General features: G+C 42.5%; 17 protein-coding genes and 1 tRNA gene. 8 read left to right on the forward strand and 10 right to left on the reverse strand.

Features of this window, described 5'->3' with window-relative positions:
- The first annotated feature begins 29 nt into the window (after positions 1–29).
- The 3 genes from mfd to ISG33_RS06075 are packed head-to-tail and all read left to right on the forward strand — an operon-like array spanning position 30 to position 5,288.
- Positions 30–3,557 (forward strand): transcription-repair coupling factor, encoded by a 3,528-nt coding sequence (gene mfd, locus ISG33_RS06065; RefSeq protein WP_195732598.1) that lies wholly within the window; start codon positions 30–32, stop codon positions 3,555–3,557.
- Complete coding sequence (locus ISG33_RS06070) at positions 3,547–4,680, forward strand: CsiV family protein (protein ID WP_195732599.1); 1,134 nt, start codon at positions 3,547–3,549, stop codon at positions 4,678–4,680. Before mfd ends, ISG33_RS06070 begins: the two co-directional genes overlap by 11 nt.
- Positions 4,677–5,288, forward strand: coding sequence for a cob(I)yrinic acid a,c-diamide adenosyltransferase (locus tag ISG33_RS06075; RefSeq protein WP_195732600.1), 612 nt, complete (start codon positions 4,677–4,679; stop codon positions 5,286–5,288). Before ISG33_RS06070 ends, ISG33_RS06075 begins: the two co-directional genes overlap by 4 nt.
- On the opposite strand, the gene nagZ is transcribed toward ISG33_RS06075, so the two are convergent.
- A complete protein-coding gene (nagZ, locus tag ISG33_RS06080; protein ID WP_229333467.1) occupies positions 5,285–6,358 on the reverse strand; it encodes a beta-N-acetylhexosaminidase in 1,074 nt (357 codons plus the stop codon). The two genes, ISG33_RS06075 and nagZ, sit on opposite strands and share 4 nt — an antisense overlap.
- Positions 6,359–6,484: 126 nt before the next feature.
- On the opposite strand from nagZ, the gene ISG33_RS06085 reads away from it, so the two are divergent.
- Positions 6,485–8,872, forward strand: a complete 2,388-nt coding sequence (locus ISG33_RS06085) for a penicillin acylase family protein (protein WP_195732601.1) — start codon at positions 6,485–6,487, stop codon at positions 8,870–8,872.
- On the opposite strand, the gene ISG33_RS06090 is transcribed toward ISG33_RS06085, so the two are convergent.
- The 8 genes from ISG33_RS06090 to thrS all read right to left on the reverse strand — a co-directional run bounded on the left by ISG33_RS06090 (position 8,832) and on the right by thrS (position 16,797).
- Positions 8,832–9,437 (reverse strand): hypothetical protein, encoded by a 606-nt coding sequence (locus tag ISG33_RS06090; RefSeq protein ID WP_195732602.1) that lies wholly within the window; start codon positions 9,435–9,437, stop codon positions 8,832–8,834. The two genes, ISG33_RS06085 and ISG33_RS06090, sit on opposite strands and share 41 nt — an antisense overlap.
- 39 nt (positions 9,438–9,476) lie before the next feature.
- Positions 9,477–9,770 (reverse strand): integration host factor subunit alpha, encoded by a 294-nt coding sequence (locus tag ISG33_RS06095; protein ID WP_195732603.1) that lies wholly within the window; start codon positions 9,768–9,770, stop codon positions 9,477–9,479.
- Positions 9,771–9,774: 4 nt separating this feature from the next.
- Complete coding sequence (gene pheT, locus ISG33_RS06100) at positions 9,775–12,162, reverse strand: phenylalanine--tRNA ligase subunit beta (protein ID WP_195732604.1); 2,388 nt, start codon at positions 12,160–12,162, stop codon at positions 9,775–9,777.
- Between the two features lie 14 nt (positions 12,163–12,176).
- Entirely contained in the window at positions 12,177–13,157 is a 981-nt protein-coding gene (gene pheS, locus ISG33_RS06105; protein WP_195732605.1) for a phenylalanine--tRNA ligase subunit alpha, read from the reverse strand.
- Between the two features lie 388 nt (positions 13,158–13,545).
- Positions 13,546–13,902: a 50S ribosomal protein L20 gene (gene rplT / locus ISG33_RS06110; RefSeq protein ID WP_195732606.1), complete on the reverse strand. Its 357-nt coding sequence runs from the start codon at positions 13,900–13,902 to the stop codon at positions 13,546–13,548.
- A 23-nt stretch (positions 13,903–13,925) separates the two neighbouring features.
- Positions 13,926–14,123, reverse strand: a complete 198-nt coding sequence (gene rpmI / locus ISG33_RS06115) for a 50S ribosomal protein L35 (RefSeq protein ID WP_195732607.1) — start codon at positions 14,121–14,123, stop codon at positions 13,926–13,928.
- Positions 14,124–14,235: 112 nt separating this feature from the next.
- The gene (gene infC, locus ISG33_RS06120; protein WP_195732608.1) at positions 14,236–14,781 is read right to left on the reverse strand and encodes a translation initiation factor IF-3; all 546 of its coding nucleotides are present in this window, start codon (positions 14,779–14,781) and stop codon (positions 14,236–14,238) included.
- Positions 14,782–14,880: 99 nt separating this feature from the next.
- Entirely contained in the window at positions 14,881–16,797 is a 1,917-nt protein-coding gene (gene thrS, locus ISG33_RS06125; RefSeq protein ID WP_195732609.1) for a threonine--tRNA ligase, read from the reverse strand.
- Between the two features lie 190 nt (positions 16,798–16,987).
- Here thrS and ISG33_RS06130 point away from each other — a divergent pair, with 190 nt between their 5' ends.
- Both ISG33_RS06130 and ISG33_RS06135 read left to right on the forward strand, forming a co-directional pair.
- On the forward strand, positions 16,988–17,656 hold the full coding sequence (locus tag ISG33_RS06130; RefSeq protein ID WP_195732610.1) for an SRPBCC family protein: 669 nt from the start codon (positions 16,988–16,990) through the stop codon (positions 17,654–17,656).
- Positions 17,631–18,644 carry a DUF3080 family protein gene (locus tag ISG33_RS06135; RefSeq protein ID WP_195732611.1) on the forward strand — a complete coding sequence of 338 codons (1,014 nt, stop codon included), beginning with the start codon at positions 17,631–17,633 and terminating at the stop codon, positions 18,642–18,644. Before ISG33_RS06130 ends, ISG33_RS06135 begins: the two co-directional genes overlap by 26 nt.
- A 145-nt stretch (positions 18,645–18,789) precedes the next feature.
- On the opposite strand, the gene ISG33_RS06140 is transcribed toward ISG33_RS06135, so the two are convergent.
- Positions 18,790–18,866, reverse strand: a tRNA-Val gene (locus ISG33_RS06140).
- Positions 18,867–19,088: 222 nt separating this feature from the next.
- Here ISG33_RS06140 and ISG33_RS06145 point away from each other — a divergent pair.
- Complete coding sequence (locus ISG33_RS06145; protein ID WP_195732612.1) at positions 19,089–22,874, forward strand: response regulator; 3,786 nt, start codon at positions 19,089–19,091, stop codon at positions 22,872–22,874.
- Positions 22,871–24,676 carry a two-component system response regulator gene (locus ISG33_RS06150; protein WP_195732613.1) on the forward strand — a complete coding sequence of 602 codons (1,806 nt, stop codon included), beginning with the start codon at positions 22,871–22,873 and terminating at the stop codon, positions 24,674–24,676. Before ISG33_RS06145 ends, ISG33_RS06150 begins: the two co-directional genes overlap by 4 nt.
- Positions 24,677–24,707: the final 31 nt, after the last annotated feature.

The raw sequence follows: 24,707 nt of genomic DNA on the forward strand, positions 1-24,707 counted from the left end.
ATAATTTTAAATAAGTCGATTTTTCCTCTATGGCAAACTTGTTAAACCTTCCTTTACCTAAGACTCGTAGTACTAGCTCAAATGATAGAATAGTCGACCATATTCATTGGGGGGAATTGCATGGCGCAAGCCAAGCCTTAAGTATCGCAAAAGCCGCGAATGCTCACCATGGGCCGCTCATTGTTGTCACAGAAGACTCTGTACAAGCAATTAAGTTAGAAAAGGAACTTGCTTTCTTTTTGCGAACTGAAGATATACACGTGCAACTATTTCCTGATTGGGAGACCCTTCCCTATGATGGATTTTCACCGCACCAAGATATAGTCTCCCAGCGTCTAGAGACCCTCTATTTACTCAGTAAGAAACAAGCCGGAATTTTTATCGTTCCTATGAATACCCTGTTACAACGCTTGGCACCTGTCGAATACGTTGGACAACATCTGTTGTATTTAAAGGTAGGAGAAAGAATTGACACCGACCACTTCAAAAGAAAGCTTGAAAAATCCGGATACTTACACGTAAGCCAAGTAATGACACACAGCGAGTTTTCAGTAAGAGGGAGTATTGTTGATCTGTTCCCCATGGGCAGCGATCAACCTTTTCGAATCGATTTATTTGATGATGAAATCGATTCTATTCGCTTTTTTGATCCCGAAACCCAGCGCAGCCTGGATCAAACTGAAGAAATCAGACTACTTCCAGCACGTGAATTCCCTACCGACAAAGACGCCATTACCGGCTTCAGGGAGCGCTATTTAGAAAAATTTGAACGCAGTAATACGGCTGATAAAGAATCTATTTTCTATCAGGTGAGTAAAGGCACGATGCCAAGTGGTATTGAATATTATTTACCCTTATTCTTTCGCTCTACCGCCAGCCTGTTCGACTACCTTCACGATGACAGCCTTATTTTTTGCCTCGGAGATATGCAAGCTGCAGCCGACCAATTTACCAAGGACCTCGAACAGCGTTACGAACAATATCGCTATAATTTGGCGCGGCCACTGTTGGCGCCCATCGACTTATATTTAAACACGCAAGAATTACTTACTTCACTAAAGCAATGGCCTCGTGCCTTTATTAGTGATGCCAAGCAGCAAAACAAAGCCGGGAAATTTAACTTTTCCTGTAAGCCTATCAATAACATTGATATCGATCTCAGCGCGACTAACCCCTATCGGGCACTGCAGGCTGAGGTAAAAAAAGCAAAGGAAAAGAAAAAAACGGTTATATTTTGTGCCGAATCTGAAGGGCGTAAAGAAAACCTGATTGACGTGCTAGCAAAAGCTAAGATCTACCCGAGCAATACACCAACCCTCCATGACGCACTGCAAAGGACGGCATCAGAGACAAGCGGCAAAGATGTCTATGTTTGCATCGGTATGGTGGAAAATAGCTTTGAATTTATTGATGACAACAACGGATTTTTGTTCATCACTGAAACGCAATTGCTCGGTCATAAAGTTAGTCGACGAAAACTTAAAGATAAACGAAAGGCCACTGATGAAGCTGCGATTGTCAGAAATCTTGCCGAGCTATCCGAAGGGCAACCCGTTGTTCATATCGACCACGGCGTGGGACGCTTCCTTGGTTTACAAACGCTAGACGCGGGCGGTGTAACTACTGAATACCTCACGATACTTTATGCAAAAGAAGCAAAGTTATACGTACCTGTATCGAGTCTGCACCTGATTAGTCGCTATAGCGGTGGCGATCCTGAACATGCTCCAATTCACAATTTAGGTAATGATACATGGAGTAAAGCCAAGCAAAAAGCGGCTGAAAAAGTACGCGACGTCGCGGCTCAATTGTTAGACGTTTATGCCAAACGAGCTGCTAAACCTGGTTACGCCTACCCCATCGATTGGCAAGAATACCATAGCTTTGAGGATTCTTTTCCCTTCGAGGAAACGGTCGACCAAAAATCTGCAATCAACGCCGTACTGCAGGATATGGGTAGCCCTAACGCGATGGATCGACTTGTTTGTGGTGACGTAGGATTTGGGAAAACAGAAGTTGCAATGAGAGCCGCCTTTATAGCAGCGTCAACAGGAAAGCAAGTTGCTATTCTTGTTCCTACTACCCTGTTAGCGCAACAACACTTTGAGAATTTTAAGAATAGATTTGCGCAATGGCCATTTAAAATTGAAGTGATTTCGAGATTCGGCAGCAGCAAAGAACAGAAACTCGTGATAGACGATTTAGCCAGCGGTCAGGCCGATATCGTTGTTGGCACTCATAAGCTGCTGCAAGACGATGTAAAGTTCAAAGATTTAGGCTTAGTGATTATTGATGAAGAACACCGTTTTGGTGTTCGCCAAAAAGAGAAATTCAAAGCATTGAGAGCGGATGTCGATATTTTAACTCTCACTGCCACACCAATACCGCGCACACTCAATATGGCCTTGAGCGGCATGCGTGACTTGTCGATCATAGCAACACCGCCAGCAAAACGTTTGGCTATCAAAACTTTCGTACAAATGCGCCAACAAGATATTATTCGCGAGGCCATCATGCGCGAGATATTGCGCGGTGGCCAGGTATATTTTTTACACAATGAAGTAAAGACTATTGAAAAAACCGCTCGAGAAATTGAAGAAATAATACCCGAAGCTCGCATAGCGATAGGTCATGGACAAATGCGCGAGCGTGAGCTTGAAGCAGTGATGAATGACTTCTATCATCAACGCTACAATGTATTAGTATGCACCACTATTGTTGAAACCGGTATTGATGTACCCACCGCCAATACAATAATCATGGACAGAGCTGATCATTTGGGACTGGCACAACTGCATCAGCTTCGAGGCCGCGTTGGACGCTCTCACCATCAAGCCTATGCTTATTTACTAACACCTCACCCGAAAAGAATGACAAAAGATGCTAGCAAACGTTTAGAGGCTATTGCTTCATTAGAAGACTTAGGCGCGGGCTTTGCCCTTGCAACTCATGATCTCGAAATACGCGGTGCGGGAGAATTGCTTGGTGACGATCAGTCAGGACAAATCAACACCATCGGTTTTAGCCTTTACATGGATATGCTTGAACAGGCCGTAGAAGCCTTAAAAGAAGGCAAAGAGCCATCGCTTGATGATGTGCTTGCAGCGCAAACCGAGGTTGACTTGCGAATTCCAGCACTACTTCCTGATGACTACATAGGAGACGTAAACACACGCTTATCACTTTATAAAAAGCTGGCTAATTGTAAAACCCAAAACGAGATCGATGAATATCAAATCGAGTTAATCGACAGGTTTGGTTTATTGCCACAAAGCGCTAAAAACCTAGTCAGGCAGTCTGGTCTGAAGCTAACTGCACAAAAGCTTGGGATCAGAAAAATTGAAACTACACATACTGGTGGCTCAATAGAATTTGAAGCTAAGGCTAAAATCGATCCAGGCTATCTGATTCAATTAATACAAAAATTTCCATCTCAATATAAATTTGATGGACCACAGAAGCTTCGTTTCATGAAAAAGCTCGACAGCGCCCAACAAAAATTAGATCATGTGCGTGAATTATTGGATAAATTTGTGAAGGAATGCCATGTTGGCTAATGCTAGACGCTTGTTACCTATTATTTTATCGCTCGCTCTACTTGGCGCTACTCTCTTTGCCAATGCGCAAGGACAAAATGAACCCGACTGGTGGTTTGATGTTGAGCTCATCGCATTTAAAAGGGATATCGCAAGTAGCTCAGACGAGAAGTTTTCTGTATCTCCTAACAACATTACTGTAAACCCTTCAGCAAATAAAGCCAGCATCGACTTGCTTAGTGTGAGCTTGTTACAAGCTGAAAACCCCTTCTATTATTTGGCAAAAATGGCTTTTGAGTGCTCGCCATTGAGCTTCGGGTCTGTAGGCTCATCCTTGTCACAAGTACGAGGTTTTATGGATAGCAGCCAACGAATGCAGATCCTACTGAGTGATGATGCTTGCCCAGCAAACTTGGGAACAAACGAAAACAAGAAAAATGATTTCCTGCAAAACTACCTAGTACTCAAGGACCCAACAGAAGTGCCTATTTACCTCGATGCACCAAGTAGAGAAACCTTATCTTCGTCGCACTTGCTACCAAAAGAACAATTGCAAATGGCCGATTTTGCTCAACGCATATTTGCACAAAGAGACATCAAAGCATTAGCGCACTTTTCATGGCGTCAGCCTGTTGTGTTTGGTGAGGATAACGCAAGCTTCTATCGAGTTTATTCTGGAAAGAAGATTAAACAAGCAAAGCCAGCATCAAAATCGTTTGAGGAATTGCAAGCAATGTTTGAACCTGAAGGCATTGATGTGATTGATAAAGACTCGTCACGCTTTTTTGAGGAACTCAAGACACAATTGGCAGATGCTAAAGCCATTCAATGGAAAGAAGATGCCACTGCTCAAGACGGTAAATTGCTCGCGTCTTTTTCAGCTGAGCCTTGGGAGCTGGATGGCTATGTTAAAGTCTATCTACAATATGTTAACAGAGTACCTTATTTACATATTGAAGCCGATTTCGATTACCATGAGCTTGGCATTGATTCCTCTGGCGAGCCTGTCATTAAAAAGTTTCCTTTTAAGCAGCGCCGACGAATTATCAGCAAGCAGATCCACTATTTCGATCATCCAAAGATCGGTTTTGCGTTGCGACTAGTTCGCTTTGAGCGCCCATCAAATGAAGAGATTATAAATTGAAAATCTACACCAAAACAGGCGACAAGGGTGCTACCCAAATTTACACCTCAGATATGCTACGGGTATCTAAGAGCGACATGATTCTTGATTGTTACGGTACACTCGACGAACTTAATAGTCACATTGGGCTGTTGGCTGCTGCGATAGAGGAAAGTGAAAGCATTCGTAGCTTCATTCAAGCGGAAAAAATAGCGAGCCAAGACAACAACTTTGAATCAATTCAACCGACATTTTTTAAAAACATTCAGCTAAATATTTTTGCTATCGGATTTGCTATATCAGACAAACCTCAGCTAGAAGCTGAAGCAACTTTACAATTAGAAGAGGCTATCGACCAACTTCAATTAACTTTACCAGCTCAGACTAAATTCATACTTCCAGGAGGCAGCGTTCTAGCCGCCCAAGCTCATGTTGCTCGTACCGTTGCACGACGAGCCGAAAGGCAATTAGTTGCCTTATCGCTGCACCAGCAATCAAATAGCGAATTGGTGAGCTCAGAGCCCGTCCCTGACGTTTGTTTAAGTTACGTAAATCGATTATCTGACTACCTATTTGTTGTTGCTCGAGTTGTTAATAAACTACAACAAATCGACGACATAGAAGTTTAAGCTAGCACTACTTTAGCCTTGTTGATCACACGCAGGGCTTGTTCGTAACTATCTTTAGTAGTGATAAGTGCCGGCATCTTGTTTCTAGGTAGCAGGAGTTGGTGCCAATGGGCACTTTTCCCTTCTTGAAAATAGTGTTCAGATGGTAAATGATCGAGCACTTTCTCTGCTTGTTCAGGTTTATTACACACTAATATCATCGTGCAGCCTGCTGATAATGCCATATCGGCCCGGTCACAAATATTTCCGGCTACTGAAGCTGCCTCCATAGTAAGATCGTCGGAGAACACTACGCCGCTGAACCCGAGTGTTTCTCTCAGGATTTGCTTAATCCATCTATGCGAGAAGCCAGCAGGCTTCTCGTCGACTTCGGAATATATTACATGAGCTGGCATAATTGCATCGAGCTTGTTATTAGCAATTAATTGTCTGAAAACCTGCATGTCTACTTTATCAATTTCGTCGAACATGCGCTTATCTACCGGCAAGTTGATATGGCTATCTTCTTTAACAGAGCCATGGCCTGGGAAATGCTTACCACAGGCTTTCATACCCGCACACGCCATCCCTGTTGCATAGTGAGACCCTAAGCGTATTACCTCATCAGTCATAGCGGAAAAAGCTCGAGATCCGATAACGTCACTCACACCATTAAGATCAAGTACCGGTGCAAAACTCAAATCTATATCGTGAGCAATGAGTTCATGTGCCATCACATAACCCATACTATGAGCCAATCCATTTTGCAGATCATGTTGCTGCGGGTACGCAAGCTCTATATCTTGCATTGCTGGAATTTCGCTGAAGCCCTCTCGAAAACGCTGAACACGCCCCCCTTCATGATCAACTGACACTAAAAAAGGCCGCTTAACTGTTGCACGGATGTCCTTCACTAGGGCGCTTAACTGCGCAGGCTCAGCATAATTTCGACTGAATAAAATGAGCCCTCCAACGGCAGGATGCGCTAACTTCTCGCGCTCCACATTATCTAATTCGAAAGATTCAACATCCAATATCACGGGCGACATCATAGGGCCCTTGGCGCTTGTTACTGAGTAAGACTTGGTCATATTTGTATTCTTTTTCACAACCCTAGAAAAATGATGATAATTATCATCCACTAATTTGCAGCGCTTGTATGCTTGTTCACTTTGGCATAGCCTAGCATTATCTTGAACAAACAATACGAAAATTAGATGAAGTTTATCAAGCCTTCTTTAAGCGTGTTAGCAGTATTACTGCTTATCCTTCTATTAAGTGTCATCATTGTACTCAAAGCAAGCTTGCCCCAGCTAGATTCCACTATACAAAGCCATGTCGTCAGTGCAGATACGATACTTGAAAGGGACGACATAGGCACGGCTATTATCACCGCACACAATCGTGCTGATGCATCATTCGCTCTCGGTTACGCTCATGGTCAAGATCGACTTTTCCAGATTGATCTCTTGCGTCGTAGCGCTGCGGGTGAGCTATCTGAAATACTTGGAACGGCTGCGCTTGGCATTGACAAGCGTAGTCGCTTTCATCAGTTCAGGAAGCGTGCAGAAAGTGTTTTTATGCAATTACCTAAAGCACAACAGTCAGTTCTATTAGCGTATAGCGCTGGCGTAAATAAAGCGCTAAGTGAATATACGGTTAAGCCCTTCGAGTATCTGCTCACCAATAGTGCATTTGCAAAGTGGAAGCCTGAAGACAGTTTACTAGTTAGTTACAGCATGTATTTGGACTTGCAAGGTGGGCAAGTTGAGCGTGACTTGGTAAATACCATTATTAAACAGCATTTTGGTAATACAATGCTACAGTTTTTTAATCTCGCGAGCCCATACCAAGCAGCGCTGGACGGCAGTATTATGTCTAGCCCGTCAATCTCTATACCCGAAATGAATCCATATATTTTATCTCGCAATGAAGAACAACCCAGAGACTATGACGCTCATAATCCCAAGAGTCTGGCGTTTTCAACACAGCAGTATGGCTATGATAGCATTGAAGAGCTAAATGAGATGGGTAGTAACAACTGGGCAGTCACTGGCAAGCTGACCGAAAGTGGCCATGCAATGATGAGCGACGACATGCATCTAGGTTTGCGAGTACCACCTATTTGGTATCGTGCGCAGCTAAACTATGAGCACCAAGGCAAGCCTATCACCATAACTGGCGTCTCATTACCAGGTACTCCACTGATTATAGCCGGAAGTAACGGAAACCTTGCTTGGGGCTTTACCAACGCTAATCTAGATAACGCAGATTGGATAGCGTTGGATGACCTTAGCAAAACAGAGAGGGTTGTTGAGGTAATTAAAACTAAGGAAGGCCATAAAGACTTATACATTGAAATTAGCGAGCATGGACCTGTGCGAACACTAATGGGTAAAAAATATGCATTAGCATGGGTTGCCCACCAGCCATATGCGGTGAATATGACCATGACGGATATGGCTCATGCAGCCTCGCTAGAGGAGGCTTTTTCGATTGCTGATTCGGTTCGAATTCCGGTGCAAAACCTAATACTCGCGGATAGCAAAGGCAATGCTGGTTGGAGGCCTATCGGTGCAGTAAGTGCTAGAGATAATCCCAGTTTAGCTGCGATACCTGAACAGCACTACTCCAGTAAATGGCGGTATGCAGAAACGCAGCTACCAAGTCATGTTAACCCAGATGAAGGTCGGCTCTGGACTGCAAACGCTAGAGTGATGGCAACTAGCGATATGAAACGTTTTGGTGACGGTGGTTATGCTTTAGGAGTGCGCGGATTACAAATACGCGATCGCATGTTTGAAAAAACTTCCTTTGATGAACAAGCTTTCTATGACATACAGTTAGACAATGAGGCAAGATTTCTTCAGCCCTGGCATAGCTTGCTCTTAAAGACATTGCGAGCTCAACCTAATGCCGAGGATTACCAACAAGACATACAAGCGCTTGAAAATTGGGGAGGCTGTGCATGCGGTGACTCAATTGGCTATACCCTTGCACGAAAGTATCGTAGCGCGGTAATCAATAGCTTGCTGGCTCCTATCGATAGAAAAGTCAGGGAGTATAACTACTCATTAAGAAATGCCCTTCGCAAAATCGAACCCGCTGTTTGGTTACTACTTGATAATCAAGTCTTCTCTTGGCTTCCATCTGGCGAGCTTTCTTACGATAGCTTTCTAATAAATACTTACGATAAGCTTAGAAGGGATTTAGTTGAAGACTACTCTGCAAATTCACTAACGCTAGTAGGGCTCGAATGGGGTGAGGTTAACAAGCTTGCGGTACAACATCCCTTTTCGGCAAAGTTAGGCCCTTTGGGTAGTCTGTTAAACATGCCAGAAGTAAAAGGTTTCGGGGATAGTTATATGCCAGCAGTCCAAAGCACGAGTTTTGGTGCATCCCAACGTTTTATTGCGCAACCTGGAATGGAAGAAAATGCGATATTGACACTGCCAGGTGGTCAATCAGGACATCCCCTTTCAGACTTCTATAAAAAAGGCTTTGAGGAATATGCAACACATCAACCCCAAGCATTGCTTCCTGGTAAAGCAATACATAAGCTCGTCATTCAGAAACAGGAAGTGGCATCGAATAGCCCAAAATAAGTTCGACTTTACCGCTGTTTATCATGAAGTCTCGCCATTGTCGGCGGGCCTCGGCTTGAACATCCCCCTCAAAACCATCTTCTTGAAGCACAATCATGGCCTTGCTGACTAACGCATCACGCTGTTCAACAAGCATCTCGGCCTTATTGTGCAAAGCTTCTAAGTGCGGAAATTGGTTAATAAGCGTATCAAGGCTCTCAAACTCAAGTAAACGTTTTACAAACTCTTCATTAAATATGAGCTTTTTGGCCTGATATTCGAGAAAACGCAGCCCCTGCTCTGAACTCAACAAAGCAATATCTTTCTGGCTAAGTCTAGCTTCTACTGCGACTAACAGGGCTTGCTCCTGCCAATATAAATATAGATCGCGGTCGTTTTGTGTATATGCTTGCTTGATGCCTTCTTGCAAATCGCTGGCACTTAACAGCTCAGACAAGCTTAGTAAGGCTTGCACGTCGGTATTATCGCTAACGGTAGATTTCTCTGAAGGACTGCATGCCAGTAGGCATAAAAAAACGCTCGCCATTAGCGAACGTTTTGCAAAAATATTAGCGTTAACTCTCATTCAAAGCCCAAACAAGCCTACGGAAAAAATCCAAAGAAGTTAGCTCAACTTGACGTTTTCAACACGGCTTTTTAACTTTTGCCCAGGTCGAAATGTTACTACACGCCTTGCTTTTATAGGAATGTCTTCACCGGTTTTGGGGTTTCTTCCGGGGCGCTCATTCTTGGTACGAAGGTCAAAATTACCAAAGCCAGAAAGCTTAACTTGTTCTCCAGATTCCAAGCACGCTTTAATCTCTTCAAAGAAAGCTTCCACAAGATCCTTTGCGTCGCGTTTATTTAAACCCAATTTTTCAAACAAATGTTCAGCCATTTCGGCTTTGGTTAATGCCATTCGATTAATCTCTCAAAGATGCACTAAAGTTATTTTCCAGCGCTTGCACTACTTTATCGACAGATTTTTGAATATCTGCATCTTCAAGTGTGCGCTCGGAATTCTGCAACCAAATTGATAAAGCGAGACTCTTATAGCCAGGCTCGATACCTTTACCTTGGTATACGTCGAATAAGTTTAGGTCAATCAAATCAGTTACGCCAAGTTTTTCGATACTTTTTAGTAATTTACCAGTATCGACCGTTTCTTTTACTGTAACAGCAATGTCGCGGCGATTCACTGGAAATTTAGAAATTGCTTTGATCCAAGGCAATGTTCTTGTTGAAATACTAACCAATTCCAACTCAAATGCAAAGGTCTTACCTTGTAATCCTAGTCCTTTTTCAAGTTTAGGATGGATTGCACCAACATAACCAATCAGTTTATCGTCTTTAAATACGCCTGCGCATTGTCCAGGGTGGAACGCAGAATGAGTTTCTGCTTTAAATTCAATATTCTGCTCGTTTCTGCTTAGAGAGAGAATGTTTTCAACAACAGCTTTCGCATCGAAGAAATCAAGTGCTACAGAAGGAATAGACCAATGCTCGTTAGCTCGGTTACCAGACAGGACACCAGACAACATATTTTCTTGTACGACACCTGACTTTTCGTGCTCACTTGGAGTGAAACGTAAACCTGTTTCAAATAACTTAATGTTGCTTTGTTGTCGTTTTTGATTATACGACAGCGCACCAAGCAAACCAGGTAATAAGCTGACTCTCATGACCGACATATCTGCAGATATAGGATGAGGTAGTACTAAGCCTTGGAGGTCAGGAAACAACAAAGATTGTTTTTTAGGATCAACAAATGAGTACGTAATCGCCTCTTGGAATCCTTCGTCTACTAATAAGTCTTTAAAGCGATTCAAATCGATACTAGCTTCAGCGCTGTCACACATTTTTAGACTAGCAACAGGGGCTTGATTAGGAATGTTGTTATATCCGTAGACTCGCGCAATTTCTTCTATCAAGTCTTCTTCAATATTCATATCGAAACGGTATAACGGCGCTACAACTTCCCATCGGCCATCTTGTTCACTGACTTCAAGACCCAAACGATGAAGAATATCGCTCACGCGTGCTGAATCGATATTGATCCCCAGTACACGAGCTAAGCGCTCAGCACGTAAAGTAATTTTTGCAGGCGAAGGCACATGCGAAGCGTCTTTGGCTTGAAATACCGGCCCTACTTCACCACCAACTGCGGCGACAAGTAATTCAGTTGCTCGCTCCATTGCCTGCAATTGTAGCTCTGGATCAACACCACGTTCATAGCGGTGAGATGCATCAGTATGCAAACCATATTGGCGCGCTTTGCCCATAATCGCATCCGGCGAGAAAAACGCACTTTCTAGGAAAATGTTTTTTGTTTTTCCACTGACGCCTGAGTGCAATCCGCCAAAAATACCCGCCATCGCTAAGGCTTTATCTTGGTCTGCAATCACTAAAGTGTTCGACTTTAAGGTGACTTCATTCTCATCCAATAAGGTAAGTTTCTCACCTTCTTCAGCCATTCTTACGACGATATCCCCTGATAGGACGTCGTCGTCAAAAGCATGCATTGGGTGACCAAGTTCGAGTAATACGTAGTTAGTCACATCGACAACAGCATCAATACTACGAATACCGCTGCGTCGCAGCTTTTCCTGCATCCACAAAGGGCTTGGTTTTGATAGGTCGACGTTCTTGATAACTCTGCCGAGATAAATCGGGCAAGCTTCAGCTGCCGCTAATTGTATGCCTCGTTGTTCATCGCTAGTCACATTCGCTGGAGTAATGACGACTTCTTTTACATCAAGTTGATTCAGCACGCCGACTTCTCTTGCGATACCTTTCATACCTAAGCAATCTGCGCGGTTTGGGGTCAAATCGACTTCGATACTATTGTCGTCCAAGTCGAGATATTCTCTAATGTCTGTCCCAATAGGTGCGTCCGCTGGTAATTCGAGTATACCACTGTGGTCTTCGCCCATACCGAGTTCAGAAAAACTGCACAACATACCAAAAGAGGGTTGACCGCGAAGTTTCGCCTTTTTAATTTTAAAATTACCAGGCAGTACTGCGCCAACCATAGCAACTGCCACTTTTAAGCCCAAGCGACAGTTTGGTGCACCACAAACGATATCAAGTAGCTCATCACCACCGACGTTGATTTTGGTTACTTGAAGTTTGTCAGCATCTGGATGCTGGCCACATTCAACCACCTCACCGACGACCACACCTGAGAAATCTTCTGCGACCGGCGCTACATCATCTACTTCTAGGCCAGCCATACTTAGCTGTTCGGATAACTCGTTTGTAGAGATTGCTGGGTTCACCCACTCTCTTAACCATTTTTCACTGAATTTCATTGATAAACTCTGTTCTACTTAAATTGCTTCAGGAAACGAAGATCGTTCTCGAAAAAAGCTCGTAAATCATTTACGCCATAACGTAACATTGTTAGCCGCTCTACGCCCATGCCAAAGGCAAAGCCAGTAAACTCTTCTGGGTCAATGTTAACCGCCTTCAGTACATTGGGATGCACCATGCCACAACCCAACACTTCTAGCCACTTGCCATCTTTGCTCATGACGTCTACTTCAGCTGAAGGTTCTGTGAATGGAAAGTATGATGGTCTGAAACGAACTGTCATTTCTTCTTCAAAAAAATGATTTAAGAAGTCGTGCAATATCCCTTTTAACTCAGCAAAGCTAACATTCTTGTCCACCATCAAACCTTCTACTTGGTGAAACATTGGCGTATGCGTTTGGTCGTAGTCATTTCTGTAAACACGCCCTGGGGAAATTATTCGTAAAGGCGGTTTCTGCGATTCCATCGTTCGAATTTGAACGCCTGAAGTTTGCGTACGAAGCATAACATCTGGATTAAAATAGAAAGTATCATGATCAGCTCGCGCTGGATGATTAGCTGGAATATTCAGAGCATCAAAATTATGAAAACCATCTTCGACTTCCGGTCCGGTTTTTACAGCAAAACCCAAGTCGCCGAAAAAGCCTTCTATGCGTTTGATTGTGCGGCTAACAGGATGAATATTGCCCGGAACCTGCGAGCGACCAGGCAAGCTTACGTCAACCGATTCAGAGGCCAACTTAGCGTTCAACTCAGCGTCTTGTAGGGCTTTCAGTTTGGTATTGATTAAACCCTGCACTGACTGTTTCGCGACGTTGATCTTTTGACCAGCTGCAGGCCTTTCTTCATTGGATAAAGCGCCAAGTCCTTTCATTAAACTTGTGACTTTACCTTTTTTACCCATGAAAGCGACACGCACTGCATCTAGTTCTGCAGGTGAATTTGCAGCCTCAACTGCTAAACGCGCTTCCTCTACGATGGCTTCAAGCTCCATTACTTCCTCTTATTGCAAATTTAGTTCTGCATTGTTGCTTAACTAACTCGTCAACAACAAACAGCAATTCAATGACATATTGCTGTTATTTTACATGCTTTTGACTTCATTTACGCAATAAATTTACGCTTTTAAGCGAATATTTATGGTTGTTTTTTGGGGGTTTCAACAATCGTGTTTCGGTAAGGAAAATAAATGACTCGTTGCGCATTACTATCGCTGTATCCAGCACTCTCATTCACTTGTGCAATGAATAAGCTACCGTCTTGATACTCGACTAAGAGCTTTTTTGTAAATGCAGATAGTAGAAAAATAAGATCTTAAGATCAAAAAAGCGAGCATCCTGCTCGCTTTTTCAAAAAGAACTTAAACTATTTGTTAATAGATTTTACGCTAATGCGCCTTTTGCTGCGTTAACAAGTGCAGTGAATGCATTCTTGTCGTGTACAGCGATGTCTGCAAGTATCTTACGATCAATTTCAACAGAAGCTTTTTTCAAGCCATTGATGAAACGGCTGTAAGACATACCATTTTGACGTGCAGCAGCATTAATACGTGCTATCCATAATTGACGGAATTGACGCTTACGTTGACGACGGTCACGATACGCATACTGACCCGCTTTTGTTACCGCTTGTGCCGCTACGCGATACACTCGGCTGCGAGCTCCGTAATAACCTTTAGCTTGCTTTAATACTTTCTTGTGACGTGCGCGTGCAACTACACCGCGTTTTACTCTAGCCATTATTCAGTCTCCTAAGTCTAAGGTTATACGTATGGCAACATACGTTGGATAAGAGCAGTATCACTAGTGTGAACCAATTTCTTTCCACGTAGGTGGCGTTTACGCTTAGAACTCTTCTTGGTCAAAATGTGACGCAAGTGAGACTGTTTACTTTTGAAACGACCAGAAGCAGTTTTTCTAAAACGCTTGGCAGCTCCGCTGTTGGATTTCATTTTAGGCATTGCTAAAACTCCGCATTGTTAATAACTAACTTAGGTTGCAGACCCTGTTAGTGGTTTATGTTTGCAGCAAGGTGAGTATAGGTGTGCAGGCCAATACTACTTTAGACCGTTACTACTTCTTAAGTGGGGCAAGCACCATGATCATCTGACGACCCTCTACCCTATTAGGGAAGGACTCGCAGTTTGCAATGTCCTCTAAATCCTTTTTAACACGATTTAAAAGGTCAATGCCGATCTCTTGGTGAGCCATTTCACGCCCGCGGAAGCGGATGGTTACTTTGGCTTTATCACCGCCTTCTAGAAAGCGACGCAGGTTGCGCAGTTTTACCTGGTAATCGCCTTCATCAGTGCCAGGGCGAAATTTAATCTCCTTGACCTGAATTTGCTTTTGCTTCTTCTTCTGTTCTTTCTGTTCTTTGCTCTTTTCGAACAAGAACTTCCCGTAATCCATTACTTTGCATACGGGCGGCTTTGCATTGGGGCTAATTTCAACTAGGTCTAAGCTTGCTTCGAGAGCAATGCTTTGAGCCTCAGACAGTGTCACAATACCAGCTTGTTCACCGTCTTTACCAATTAGTCTTACTTCAGTACCTGTAATTTCATCGTTAATTCGAGCTTTGTCGCTCTGAGCCTTATTATTAGCGCCTTTAATTTGCATTTCCTCCAAAACATTAAAAGATGCCGAGAAGCAATCGACATTAAAATAGTCGCATGGCTCCTCGAAACCGCATTATTATACCTATATTTTCAATTCCTGCTATGGAATTTTTTTACTTTTAATTTCTTCTTGTAAAAGTAAGACCAACTCACTGACTGGCATCGACCCTAGGTCAAGCCCTTTACGCGTTCTTACCGCTACCATACCTGAGTCTTTTTCTTTGTCACCAACAACTAAAAAGTAAGGTACTTTACGTAAGGTATGTTCACGAATTTTGAACCCAATCTTCTCATTTCGTAAATCGGATTTGACCCGTATTCCAGCCGCTTTTAATTCGGCAACAACACCATTAACGTATTCAGCTTGGCTATCTGTGATATTTGCAACAACTGCTTGAACAGGAGCAAGCCACAATGGATATGCACCCGCGAACTCTTCCGTCAAAATACCAATAAAGCGTTCGAGCGAGCCCAATATTGCTCGATGGATCATTACCGGCGTTTTACGCTCGCCGTCTTCAGCAACATAAGTCGAGCCCAGGCGTTCTGGCATAGAGAAGTCTAATTGAACCGTTCCACACTGCCACGCTCGCTCGAGGCAATCGTATAAAGTAAATTCAATTTTAGGGCCATAGAAGGCACCTTCACCAGGTAAATATTCAAAATCGATATCGTTTGCCTTCAACGCATCAGCAAGTTCTTTCTCGGATTTATCCCAAACCTCATCAGCCCCTACTCTCTTTTCAGGCCGCGTAGATAGTTTCACTGCGATATTGGTAAAGCCGAATGCTGCGTAAGTATCGTACACCATTTTAATACACTTACTTACCTCATCAAGTACTTGATTTTCAGTACAGAAAATATGCGCATCGTCTTGTGTAAACCCTCGTACCCGCATAAGACCATGCAAGGAGCCACTTGGCTCGTTTCTATGACAGCAACCAAATTCCGCCATTTTCAGAGGTAAATCACGATAAGACTTCAAACCTTGATTAAATATTTGAACATGCCCCGGACAATTCATTGGTTTGATGGCGTACTCACGTTTTTCAGACTCGGTTGTGAACATATTTTCGGCGTATTTGTCCCAATGGCCTGATTTTTCCCAGAGGGAACGGTCCATCATCAAAGGTGCTTTTACTTCGTCGTAGTCATACTCGCGCAGCTTCTCGCGCACGAATTTCTCCAACTCAGTATAAATCGTCCAACCGTCGTTATGCCAAAACACCATACCTGGGGCTTCATCCTGCCAATGCCACAAATCCAAGGATTTCCCTATTTTTCTGTGATCGCGTTTTTCGGCTTCTTCCAAGCGTTGTAGATAACCCTTAAGCTGTTTTTTATCTGCCCAAGCTGTGCCGTAAATCCGCTGCAACATTTTATTATCACTATTGCCACGCCAATAAGCGCCAGCCACTTTCATTAATTTAAAATGTTGGCAGAACTTCATATTTGGGACATGGGGCCCGCGGCACATATCAATATATTCTTCATGATGATACAACGCTGGTTGATCGTCTTTTGCGATGTTCTCATCAAGAATTTGCATTTTGTACATCTCATCTCGCGACTCAAAAGTATCTCTTGCAACTTGCCAGTTGACTACTTCTTTAACCACTGAATAACTCGTTTTCGCGAGTTCTTTCATTCGTTTTTCGATTTTGTCGAGGTCGTCTTGATTAATAGCGTGGTCAATATCAACATCATAATAAAAGCCATTATCGATGGTAGGCCCAATTGCCATTTTCACATCGGGGTAAAGCTGTTTAATTGCATGACCGATCAGGTGGGCACATGAATGGCGTATTATCTCTAAGCCTTCGTCATCTTTTGCTGTAATAATTTGCAGAGTTGCGTCGTCTTCAATCATGTCGCAAGCGTCTGCTAATTTGCCATTAATTTTACCGGCAATGGTGGCCTTTGCTAGACCTGGACCGATATCCGAAGCGACATCGAGGATTGAAACAGACTTGTCGAAAGTACGCTGACTTCCATCGGGGAGTGTAATGACTGGCATAAAATTCCTATACAGTGGTGACACCTACGATGTGCCACTTGATATTTTTCGTCGAAATTGACGTATAAATAATTGGTTGTGCTAAGTTAATTGTAGTTAGCGCGACCGGCGTGTTATGCCAAATTATACAGACATGCATCGCATTCTTGCAATTGCTTGTTCACATTAAACGAGAGATGGTTGGGAAAGCATGTGTAAAATACATTATCAGCGGGCTTATCACCGCACATTGCTCTGGCTAGCCTTTATCTTTATTAGTATACAAAGCGCTTCAGCAAAAGAGCCTCAGCCGGGTGATACTAATGGGATCTACACAGAAGCCATTGTTGAAGCTAAGCGTTGGCACGTTGAAGCCTCGATGAGTGTATCGATGACAGCACAACAGTTTGTTAATGTATTGAACCGTTCGCCTCACGATTGTACTTGGTTACAAAACTGCAAATCAGTGCATCTGTTGGCTACACCCTCGGAAAACAGTCAAATAATCGCGACCCGTTTTGACAGTCCTTGGCCACTAAATGACAGAATCATGATAACTCGAGTTGTCGTTACTTTTTCTAATGATGGGCGCAGTGTTATCGTTAGCATTGATTCAAAAGGCTTGAGCAACTCAAGCTTATTAAATGAAAGCGGCGCTATTGGTCCAGAAAGTGCGCCTTATGTTCTTGTAAATAAACCGTCGGGAGTATGGAAGCTTAGCAGTACAGTGAATGGACATAATATACTCAGTTACAAAGGTTCAGCAGAAAAAGACCGAGGCTTCCCGCTATTTCTATTGTTACGGCACCTACGACATTCAACCCTATCAACATTTCAAAATCTAAGAAAACTTGATGAATACTATGCGCAAACTCAATAATTTAGCTCTTTTCATTGTTACAAGCTTAATGTTAACGGCATGTTCTAAGCATCAAACTTTACCTTCTAGCCTCAACAACTATCACGAGCGAGTTTACTCGGTGATGGACTTACCCTACGAGTCATTGTCTGTAGACGTCGATTTACAAGCGCCGACAAAAAGTGAATTACGCAGATCAATTGCCGATCTTAATATAAATATGCGGGAATTTTACGCCATTGAAGGCTGTAATCTAAAAACCATTATTGCTGAACGAAATACTGCACTGGGCAAAACACAGCTGCCCTCGAGTCGCTTGCTCTATGAGTGGCAAATAATCGAAGCCTTAAAGGCGTGTGAATTAAACGCGAATCAAGCACTACCGCAATATTTGCAACTAAAAGTTACTGAATGGCGAGCATTAAAAGAAAGTAGCTTCGGTGCTAATTGGGCAAATATGCTCACTCAAAGTGATGAAAGTTATCTAGCATTTACACGCTCAGGGGGGTTTATAGACGGAAATAACGATGATAACTTCACGCAAGCAAAGATAGATCTGAACACCTTAGTTTACGCAGAAAGCGACCCCAAAAAATACCTCTCAAATCTAGAGAACACTCTTAAGAGCGCAGAACAACATCGATTTTTTGCTCGTCATTGGCGCTCTCAAATATTGATAACTCAATACATGGAAAAAATGACGGAAGACATAAGTACGTGGAATGATTCATTTATATGCAAAAGTAGAAAGGACAAAAAGAAATTAGAGATCATTAAGAATGTCTTTACTCTTTTCTTCGTGCAAGAGATACAACCCATTGCCTCTCAAATTAACCACTACCAATATCAATTAGATGACTTATTCGCTACTCTAATCAAAAATGACCAACTTCCTGATGTTTTTCAAGAATGGCTGCACAAAAAATCGTCAATAATATTTAGCGATTACAAAAAGGCAACTAGAGAGCATGTTGAGTTGTGGCAAGCCCTTCTTTCGAAATGCAAATAAAAAGTTAAATTTTTTGAGTAAATTACAATCATGTTGTGCTAACGTCATAGAATGAACGGTAGAGATACATCGTTGATGACAACACAGTATTGAAAATGCCTTATCGACAAGGCCTCATTCATGGCACAGCTTGTGTAAAAAAGAGTGGTGCGTCTACCCAGACTCGAACTGGGGACCTCTACCATGTCAAGGTAGCGCTCTAACCAACTGAGCTATAGGCGCATATATCGTACTAGGGTTGAAATTGCGTTGTACAAAACCTTAGCGGGTTTGTTGTCGAGTAGTTAATCGAATATTAATCGAGTGCTTACAACGATAACGCTAGTCGTGTGTCGATTTATGATCAATTAATTATCGCGACATAGTCTGTACAAATCGGCGCGTATGATAACGATGAGCTAAACATAGCGCAAGTGATTTTTAAATTTATGTGAGAAGTAGAACTTGACCACTGCAATTGTCAAACAAGTAAATAAAACTAAGCGGCTCGTAGTTGTTGTATCTACGGTTATTCTATTAGTCTTAGTTGGTTTAGTATTCACCAAAATCGCGTTAGAAAGAATTCAGCAAGGAGTTAGAGCTGAATACGGTGAATCTCTTAATGCCGTTATGGGGACCACCGAAGCGGCCTTGATTTTTTGGACGGAACAGCGAAAATCAGAAGTTCTACGAATCGCTGAAAATGAAGTGGTAAGTTCATTAACCTATGACCTGAACTACAATTATGAATTAAAGGATGCTGGCAGCCTTGCGGCGGTGCGCGAAACTTCACTCTTATACATTAGTACTATTGATAACCTTCAAAGTCATGATGGCTTTCAAATTTTATCTGTAAATGGCAATGTACTCCTATCGTCAAATGGTAGTAACGAACTCAGAGCAAGTGATATTCATAAGAGTTATCCTAAAGCGATAAACAAAGCACTTAACGGGCAAACATTTTTTCTTCCCCCTATTCAAACCTCACTTGACGGCGAGACCACGCGAGCAACGGCATTTTTTCTAGCGCCCATTTACTATGAGAATCGGGTAGTTGGTATCATCGCTTCTGCCCACTACCCCGAAAATGAGCTCTCTCGAATTATGTCTTTAGGGCGCATGGGAAAATCAGGCGAGTCTTATCTGTTGGATAGAAACGCTAATTTAGTGTCGCGTTCTCGATTTTTAGACACCTTAGTCGACATTGGAATAGTTGAGCGAGGAGAGTCAGAAATATTAAAAGTGTCGCTTAGAGTACCTCTTTCGCAAGACGAAAATAATGGTCTTACGCAAATGGCAAGAAGCCTAACTGAATTTGAATCTGCTCAGAACCTCGATGGATATTTCGACTATCGAGGAGTCAGTGTAATTGGTACTTGGAAATGGTTGCCCGAACTCAGTTTGGGTATTGCCACTGAGATCGACCTTGCCGAAGCAAGCCTTCCCTATAATCGAAGCCGTGACACGATAATACTACTGGTTATTTCGAATATTGTTGTCGCAATATTATTGCTTTCTTTACTCCTCTTTATCAGCAATAAAGCACAGTTGAGACTTCGCAAAGCGGCAGCGGATTTAGAAAACAAGGTGAAAGAAAGAACTCAAGAGCTTGAAGCTTCTTCAAAAGTGATAAATAGTGAAAGAAGAATGCTACAAAGCATTTTGGACAATATCCCTGATCCCATATTTTGCAAAGAAAGTGATGGCACCTATATTCGCGTAAATAAATCTTTCGTTGAGCTTACTGGTCGCAGTGCTGTAGAGATAATTGGTAAGAACGACAAAGAGCTTTATGATCAAGAGGATGCCGAATTTTTCATAAAAGACGACGAAAAACTACTACTCACGGGCACAACACATGTTGTGGAGCGACCGACAACAGATGCGTTTGGCAACACCGTACTTTTCGAAACCAGGAAAACTCTTATTGCTTATAAAGACGGGGAACACCCGGGTATTTTGGGAATTAGCCGAGATATTACTGATCGAAAGCGCTTTGAAGAGGCGATGCTCAATGCAACACGCTCGGCACAAGAAGCCAGCAGTGCGAAAAGTGAGTTTTTAGCGCGGATGTCGCATGAAATTCGGACGCCGATGAACGGTGTGTTAGGAATGATTGACCTAGTTTTAGATTCGCACTTAAATTCTGAGCAAAAACACAAACTTAAAGTAGCCAAAAATAGTGCCGCTAGCCTATTAACCATTATTAACGACATCCTTGATTTTTCTAGAGTAGAAGCAGGAAAGTTAGCGCTAGAGAGTATCGATTTTAATTTAGGCAATCAAATAGAAACCATCGCGCAGTCGATGGCTTTGCGTTGCGACTCAAAGGGTGTCGAGCTCATTGTCGATATTACTGCAGTTGAACAAAGCATGGTCGTTGGTGACCCTGTGCGCTTGCGCCAAATACTCACAAATCTCATCAACAATGCAATAAAGTTCACCGACAAAGGGCAAATAGTGGTTAGGGCCAAGGCAGTTAATGACAATGGCGAAACCAAAGTTGAGTGTAGTATAGAGGACACTGGTATTGGAATTCCACAGGAAAAGCTTCACTCTCTGTTCGACTCATTTACACAAGTAGACAGCTCAACAACTCGCTTATATGGCGGTTCAGGTCTGGGGCTTGCTATTTGCGAGCGACTCGTCGATTTGATGGGAGGAGAAATACAAGTTGAATCTAGGGAAGGAAATGGAAGTAAATTTACCTTCACGCTTACCTTCGTTACCAGCTCCCTTGAAGAAAAACCCATGCCGCAATCGAATATCTCTGATTGGAAAGTGCTCGTCGTAGACGATAATGAAACCAACCTTGAGATTTTAGAGAACCAATTGAGAAGTTGGAAGCTTACTCCTATCATAGCCAACAGCGCTTCGACCGCTCTAGAAATACTCTTTAACGAGATGCCGGAACTCGACCTTGTTATCACCGACATGAATATGCCTCACAAAGATGGCCTAACTCTTGTAAGTGACATCAAGCTGTTAGACAAATACAAAGACACTAAAATAATGATGTTGAGTTCAATGTCATTTCAAATGAGTAGTGACGAGTTCAAATCGTTGGGGCTCGACGCTTGCCTGATGAAACCGGTTGGCACCTCTGAATTATTTAATTCACTGTCGCTCCTATCACGCGATGAAGAATTCATATCTGAGAGCACGCTCCTGTCGTACACAAATAATGAATCTTTAACTCCTGTCGTCTGGCCTAAGTATCACAAAGTGCTAATTGTTGAGGATAATCCCGTTAATCAGCTCGTTGCCGAAGGATTAATGAATAAATTCGGCTTGCAATATGGGGTTGCAGTGGATGGAAAAGTAGCTATTTCGACGCTCTCTGAAAGTGAAGCAGATCAACCTTTCACACTGATTTTAATGGACTGTCAAATGCCTATTATGGATGGATATCGAGCGTCTGAGATTATTCGTTCAGGTGGAGCAGGAGAACGCTACATTGATATTCCGATTATTGCAATGACAGCAAACGCAATGAAAGGCGATCGTGAGAAATGCCTTAAGCATGGTATGAATGATCACGTTGCCAAACCTATCGATACCCTATTGCTACAAAAGGCCTTACTTGATGGCTTTGCATTAACTCCTGATAAGCTAACAGGCTTCGAGCTGCGATCAAACGAAGATATAAGCAATAGTAATGCAAGCAAACTATCAGGCCAGTTAATCATTCCTGAAGGTTTATCGACTATGGATTGGTCTATTATTTCGCCTTCTCTTGTTAATCAACCGACGATCTATATCAAAAGTTTAAAACTTTTCATAAAGCACTACACCGACATGCAATTTGCCTTTCCAAATAACAGGGAGAGTATGGATAAGCTGAAACATCAACTTCATTCAATCAAAGGCAGTTCAGGTAATATTGGGCTCACTAGCCTCTACAAAAAAGCGCTTGAGCTAGAAGAACGCATCACTTCGAACCAGCTCGTATCTAACGACGTTTTGCGCTTCAATGAGGTCTTGACAAGTTCCTTAGCGGAACTGTCTGAGCTCATCAGAGTAAATAGTAAAACAACAGAGAATAATAATTCGACGCGCAGTATTCTAGAAGTACTTCAAGAAATCAGTCCCTTAGTAAATAAAAGTGAGTTAGTACCTTTTGAGCTTGTGGAGGAATTAGCACGCTTGAGCGAAGAACACCTTGATGATAAAGACCTTCATGCTATAGTTGAAGCGTTAGAAGATTTTGATTACGACAAATCAAAGCGGTTGATCGAAGGGAAGTTATGATTAATAAGAGCGCAAATTACAGCATACTCGCAGTGGATGATGACCCCACGAACATCAATGTAATCGTTAGTCATTTAAAACCACTCAATGCTAAAATGCTTGTTGCCACATCGGGTGCAGCGGCTCTAGAGATCATATCGTCCGCCCCACCCGATTTGATTGTGCTCGACATCAACATGCCAAATATGTCTGGCTTAGAAGTTTGTAGACAGATAAAAGCCAACCCCGCTAATAAACATATTCCCATCCTATTTTTAACTGGTAGTGAGAAAGACATCAGCGAAGCCTTTGCTGTTGGTGGTGTCGACTATATTATTAAGCCGGTCAGGTCCGAGGAACTCATTGCACGGGTCAATACCCATCTTACCTTAAGTACGCTTGTTGATTCGCTCGATAAAGCCAATGTAATGCTCGAAAGTGTAAATGAGAGTCTTGAAATAAAAGTCGCTGAACGAACAAAAGACCTTGTCGCTGCAAATGTAAACTTGAGAAGAGAGATAGACGAGCGCCGAAGACTTCAAGATAAACTCACTTACTTGTCAAATCACGATTTCGTGACTCGCATGTACAACCGAAATTCGATGGAGATTGAAGTACGGCAAGTAATGGAAGCGGCAGAGAGCAACGATGCCAATTACTACTTCTTATTCATCGACCTCGACCAATTTAAAGTAGTAAATGATACTTGTGGACATATCGCCGGCGACGAACTTTTGCGTCAAGTTGCTGACCTACTTCGTAACTTATTTTCCAATGATGATATTATCGGCAGAATGGGCGGAGATGAATTTGCCGTGCTGTTCAAACTCGATTCTCTTGAGCATGCTATCCGCAGAACATCAGCAGTTAAAGACGCTATAGAGGGTTATCGCTTCGAGTGGGGAGATGAGGCTTTCAAACATTCCTTAAGCGCTGCATTGGTTGAATTAGATGAAAGTATTGACTCAGTATCACATTTAATGAGTATTGCCGAAAGAACCTGTTTTGAGAGCAAACGAAAAGGCGGAGGTGAAGTATCTGTCTATAACTATACTCGCCAGCACATCGATAAAACGCATCAACAAATGCGTATAATTCCTCTCATTCACAATGCAATTGAAAACGACCAGTTCACGCTTTACTTTCAAAAAATCACACCTATCGTGCCAGAAGAACGCATTAAGATTGAAGTATTGATTCGCTTAATTGGAAACGATGGAAAAATTAAACCTCCTGGCCAATTTATTCCAATTGCGGAACGTTTTCATATCATCACAGAAATAGATAAGTGGGTGCTCAAAAAAGCCTTTGCAGCACTTGCTGATATGCCTTCAAATGTGCAGTTTTCAATTAACCTGTCGGGGGATTTTATTGCAAAATCGACAGCAGCAGTGACCATCAGAGAGTTGGCTAAGGAACACAATGTGACTCCAAGCCAAGTATGCTTTGAGATAACTGAAACATCAGCTATTTCCAACATTCAAAGTACTCATGAATTACTTGCAACGCTGCAACCTGACGGTTTCAAGTTTGCGCTTGACGACTTTGGAACTGGTACATCTTCGTATGAATATCTTAAAGAACTTTCTGTTGATTACGTAAAAATTGACGGTATGTTTGTTCGCGATATAGACAAGGATGAAATCAGCCAAAAAATGGTAGAGTCAATTGCGGGGATCGCTAAAGCCAAAGGCATTAAAGTCGTTGCTGAATGTATAGAAACTGCAGAATCACTTGATATCCTTCGCCAACTCAATATTGATTATTATCAAGGTTACTATGAGCATGTACCCGAGAGCCTGGTTAATTTTCGCCCTCGATAAGCTTTGTTGAATATTAACGTCTTTGACGAGA

This window comes from Marinibium conchae, from assembly GCF_015595035.1.
Classification (GTDB): Bacteria; Pseudomonadota; Gammaproteobacteria; order Enterobacterales; family Alteromonadaceae; genus Glaciecola.

Coding starts and splice junctions, on each gene's coding strand:
- mfd (WP_195732598.1), top strand. CDS start 30: ATGGCAAACTTGTTAAACCTTCCTTTACCTAAGACTCGTAGTACTAGC.
- ISG33_RS06070 (WP_195732599.1), top strand. CDS start 3,547: ATGTTGGCTAATGCTAGACGCTTGTTACCTATTATTTTATCGCTCGCT.
- nagZ (WP_229333467.1), bottom strand. CDS start 6,358: ATGACCAAGTCTTACTCAGTAACAAGCGCCAAGGGCCCTATGATGTCG.
- ISG33_RS06085 (WP_195732601.1), top strand. CDS start 6,485: ATGAAGTTTATCAAGCCTTCTTTAAGCGTGTTAGCAGTATTACTGCTT.
- ISG33_RS06090 (WP_195732602.1), bottom strand. CDS start 9,437: ATGAGAGTTAACGCTAATATTTTTGCAAAACGTTCGCTAATGGCGAGC.
- ISG33_RS06095 (WP_195732603.1), bottom strand. CDS start 9,770: ATGGCATTAACCAAAGCCGAAATGGCTGAACATTTGTTTGAAAAATTG.
- pheT (WP_195732604.1), bottom strand. CDS start 12,162: ATGAAATTCAGTGAAAAATGGTTAAGAGAGTGGGTGAACCCAGCAATC.
- pheS (WP_195732605.1), bottom strand. CDS start 13,157: ATGGAGCTTGAAGCCATCGTAGAGGAAGCGCGTTTAGCAGTTGAGGCT.
- rplT (WP_195732606.1), bottom strand. CDS start 13,902: ATGGCTAGAGTAAAACGCGGTGTAGTTGCACGCGCACGTCACAAGAAA.
- rpmI (WP_195732607.1), bottom strand. CDS start 14,123: ATGCCTAAAATGAAATCCAACAGCGGAGCTGCCAAGCGTTTTAGAAAA.
- infC (WP_195732608.1), bottom strand. CDS start 14,781: ATGCAAATTAAAGGCGCTAATAATAAGGCTCAGAGCGACAAAGCTCGA.
- thrS (WP_195732609.1), bottom strand. CDS start 16,797: ATGCCAGTCATTACACTCCCCGATGGAAGTCAGCGTACTTTCGACAAG.
- ISG33_RS06130 (WP_195732610.1), top strand. CDS start 16,988: ATGTGTAAAATACATTATCAGCGGGCTTATCACCGCACATTGCTCTGG.
- ISG33_RS06135 (WP_195732611.1), top strand. CDS start 17,631: ATGAATACTATGCGCAAACTCAATAATTTAGCTCTTTTCATTGTTACA.
- ISG33_RS06150 (WP_195732613.1), top strand. CDS start 22,871: ATGATTAATAAGAGCGCAAATTACAGCATACTCGCAGTGGATGATGAC.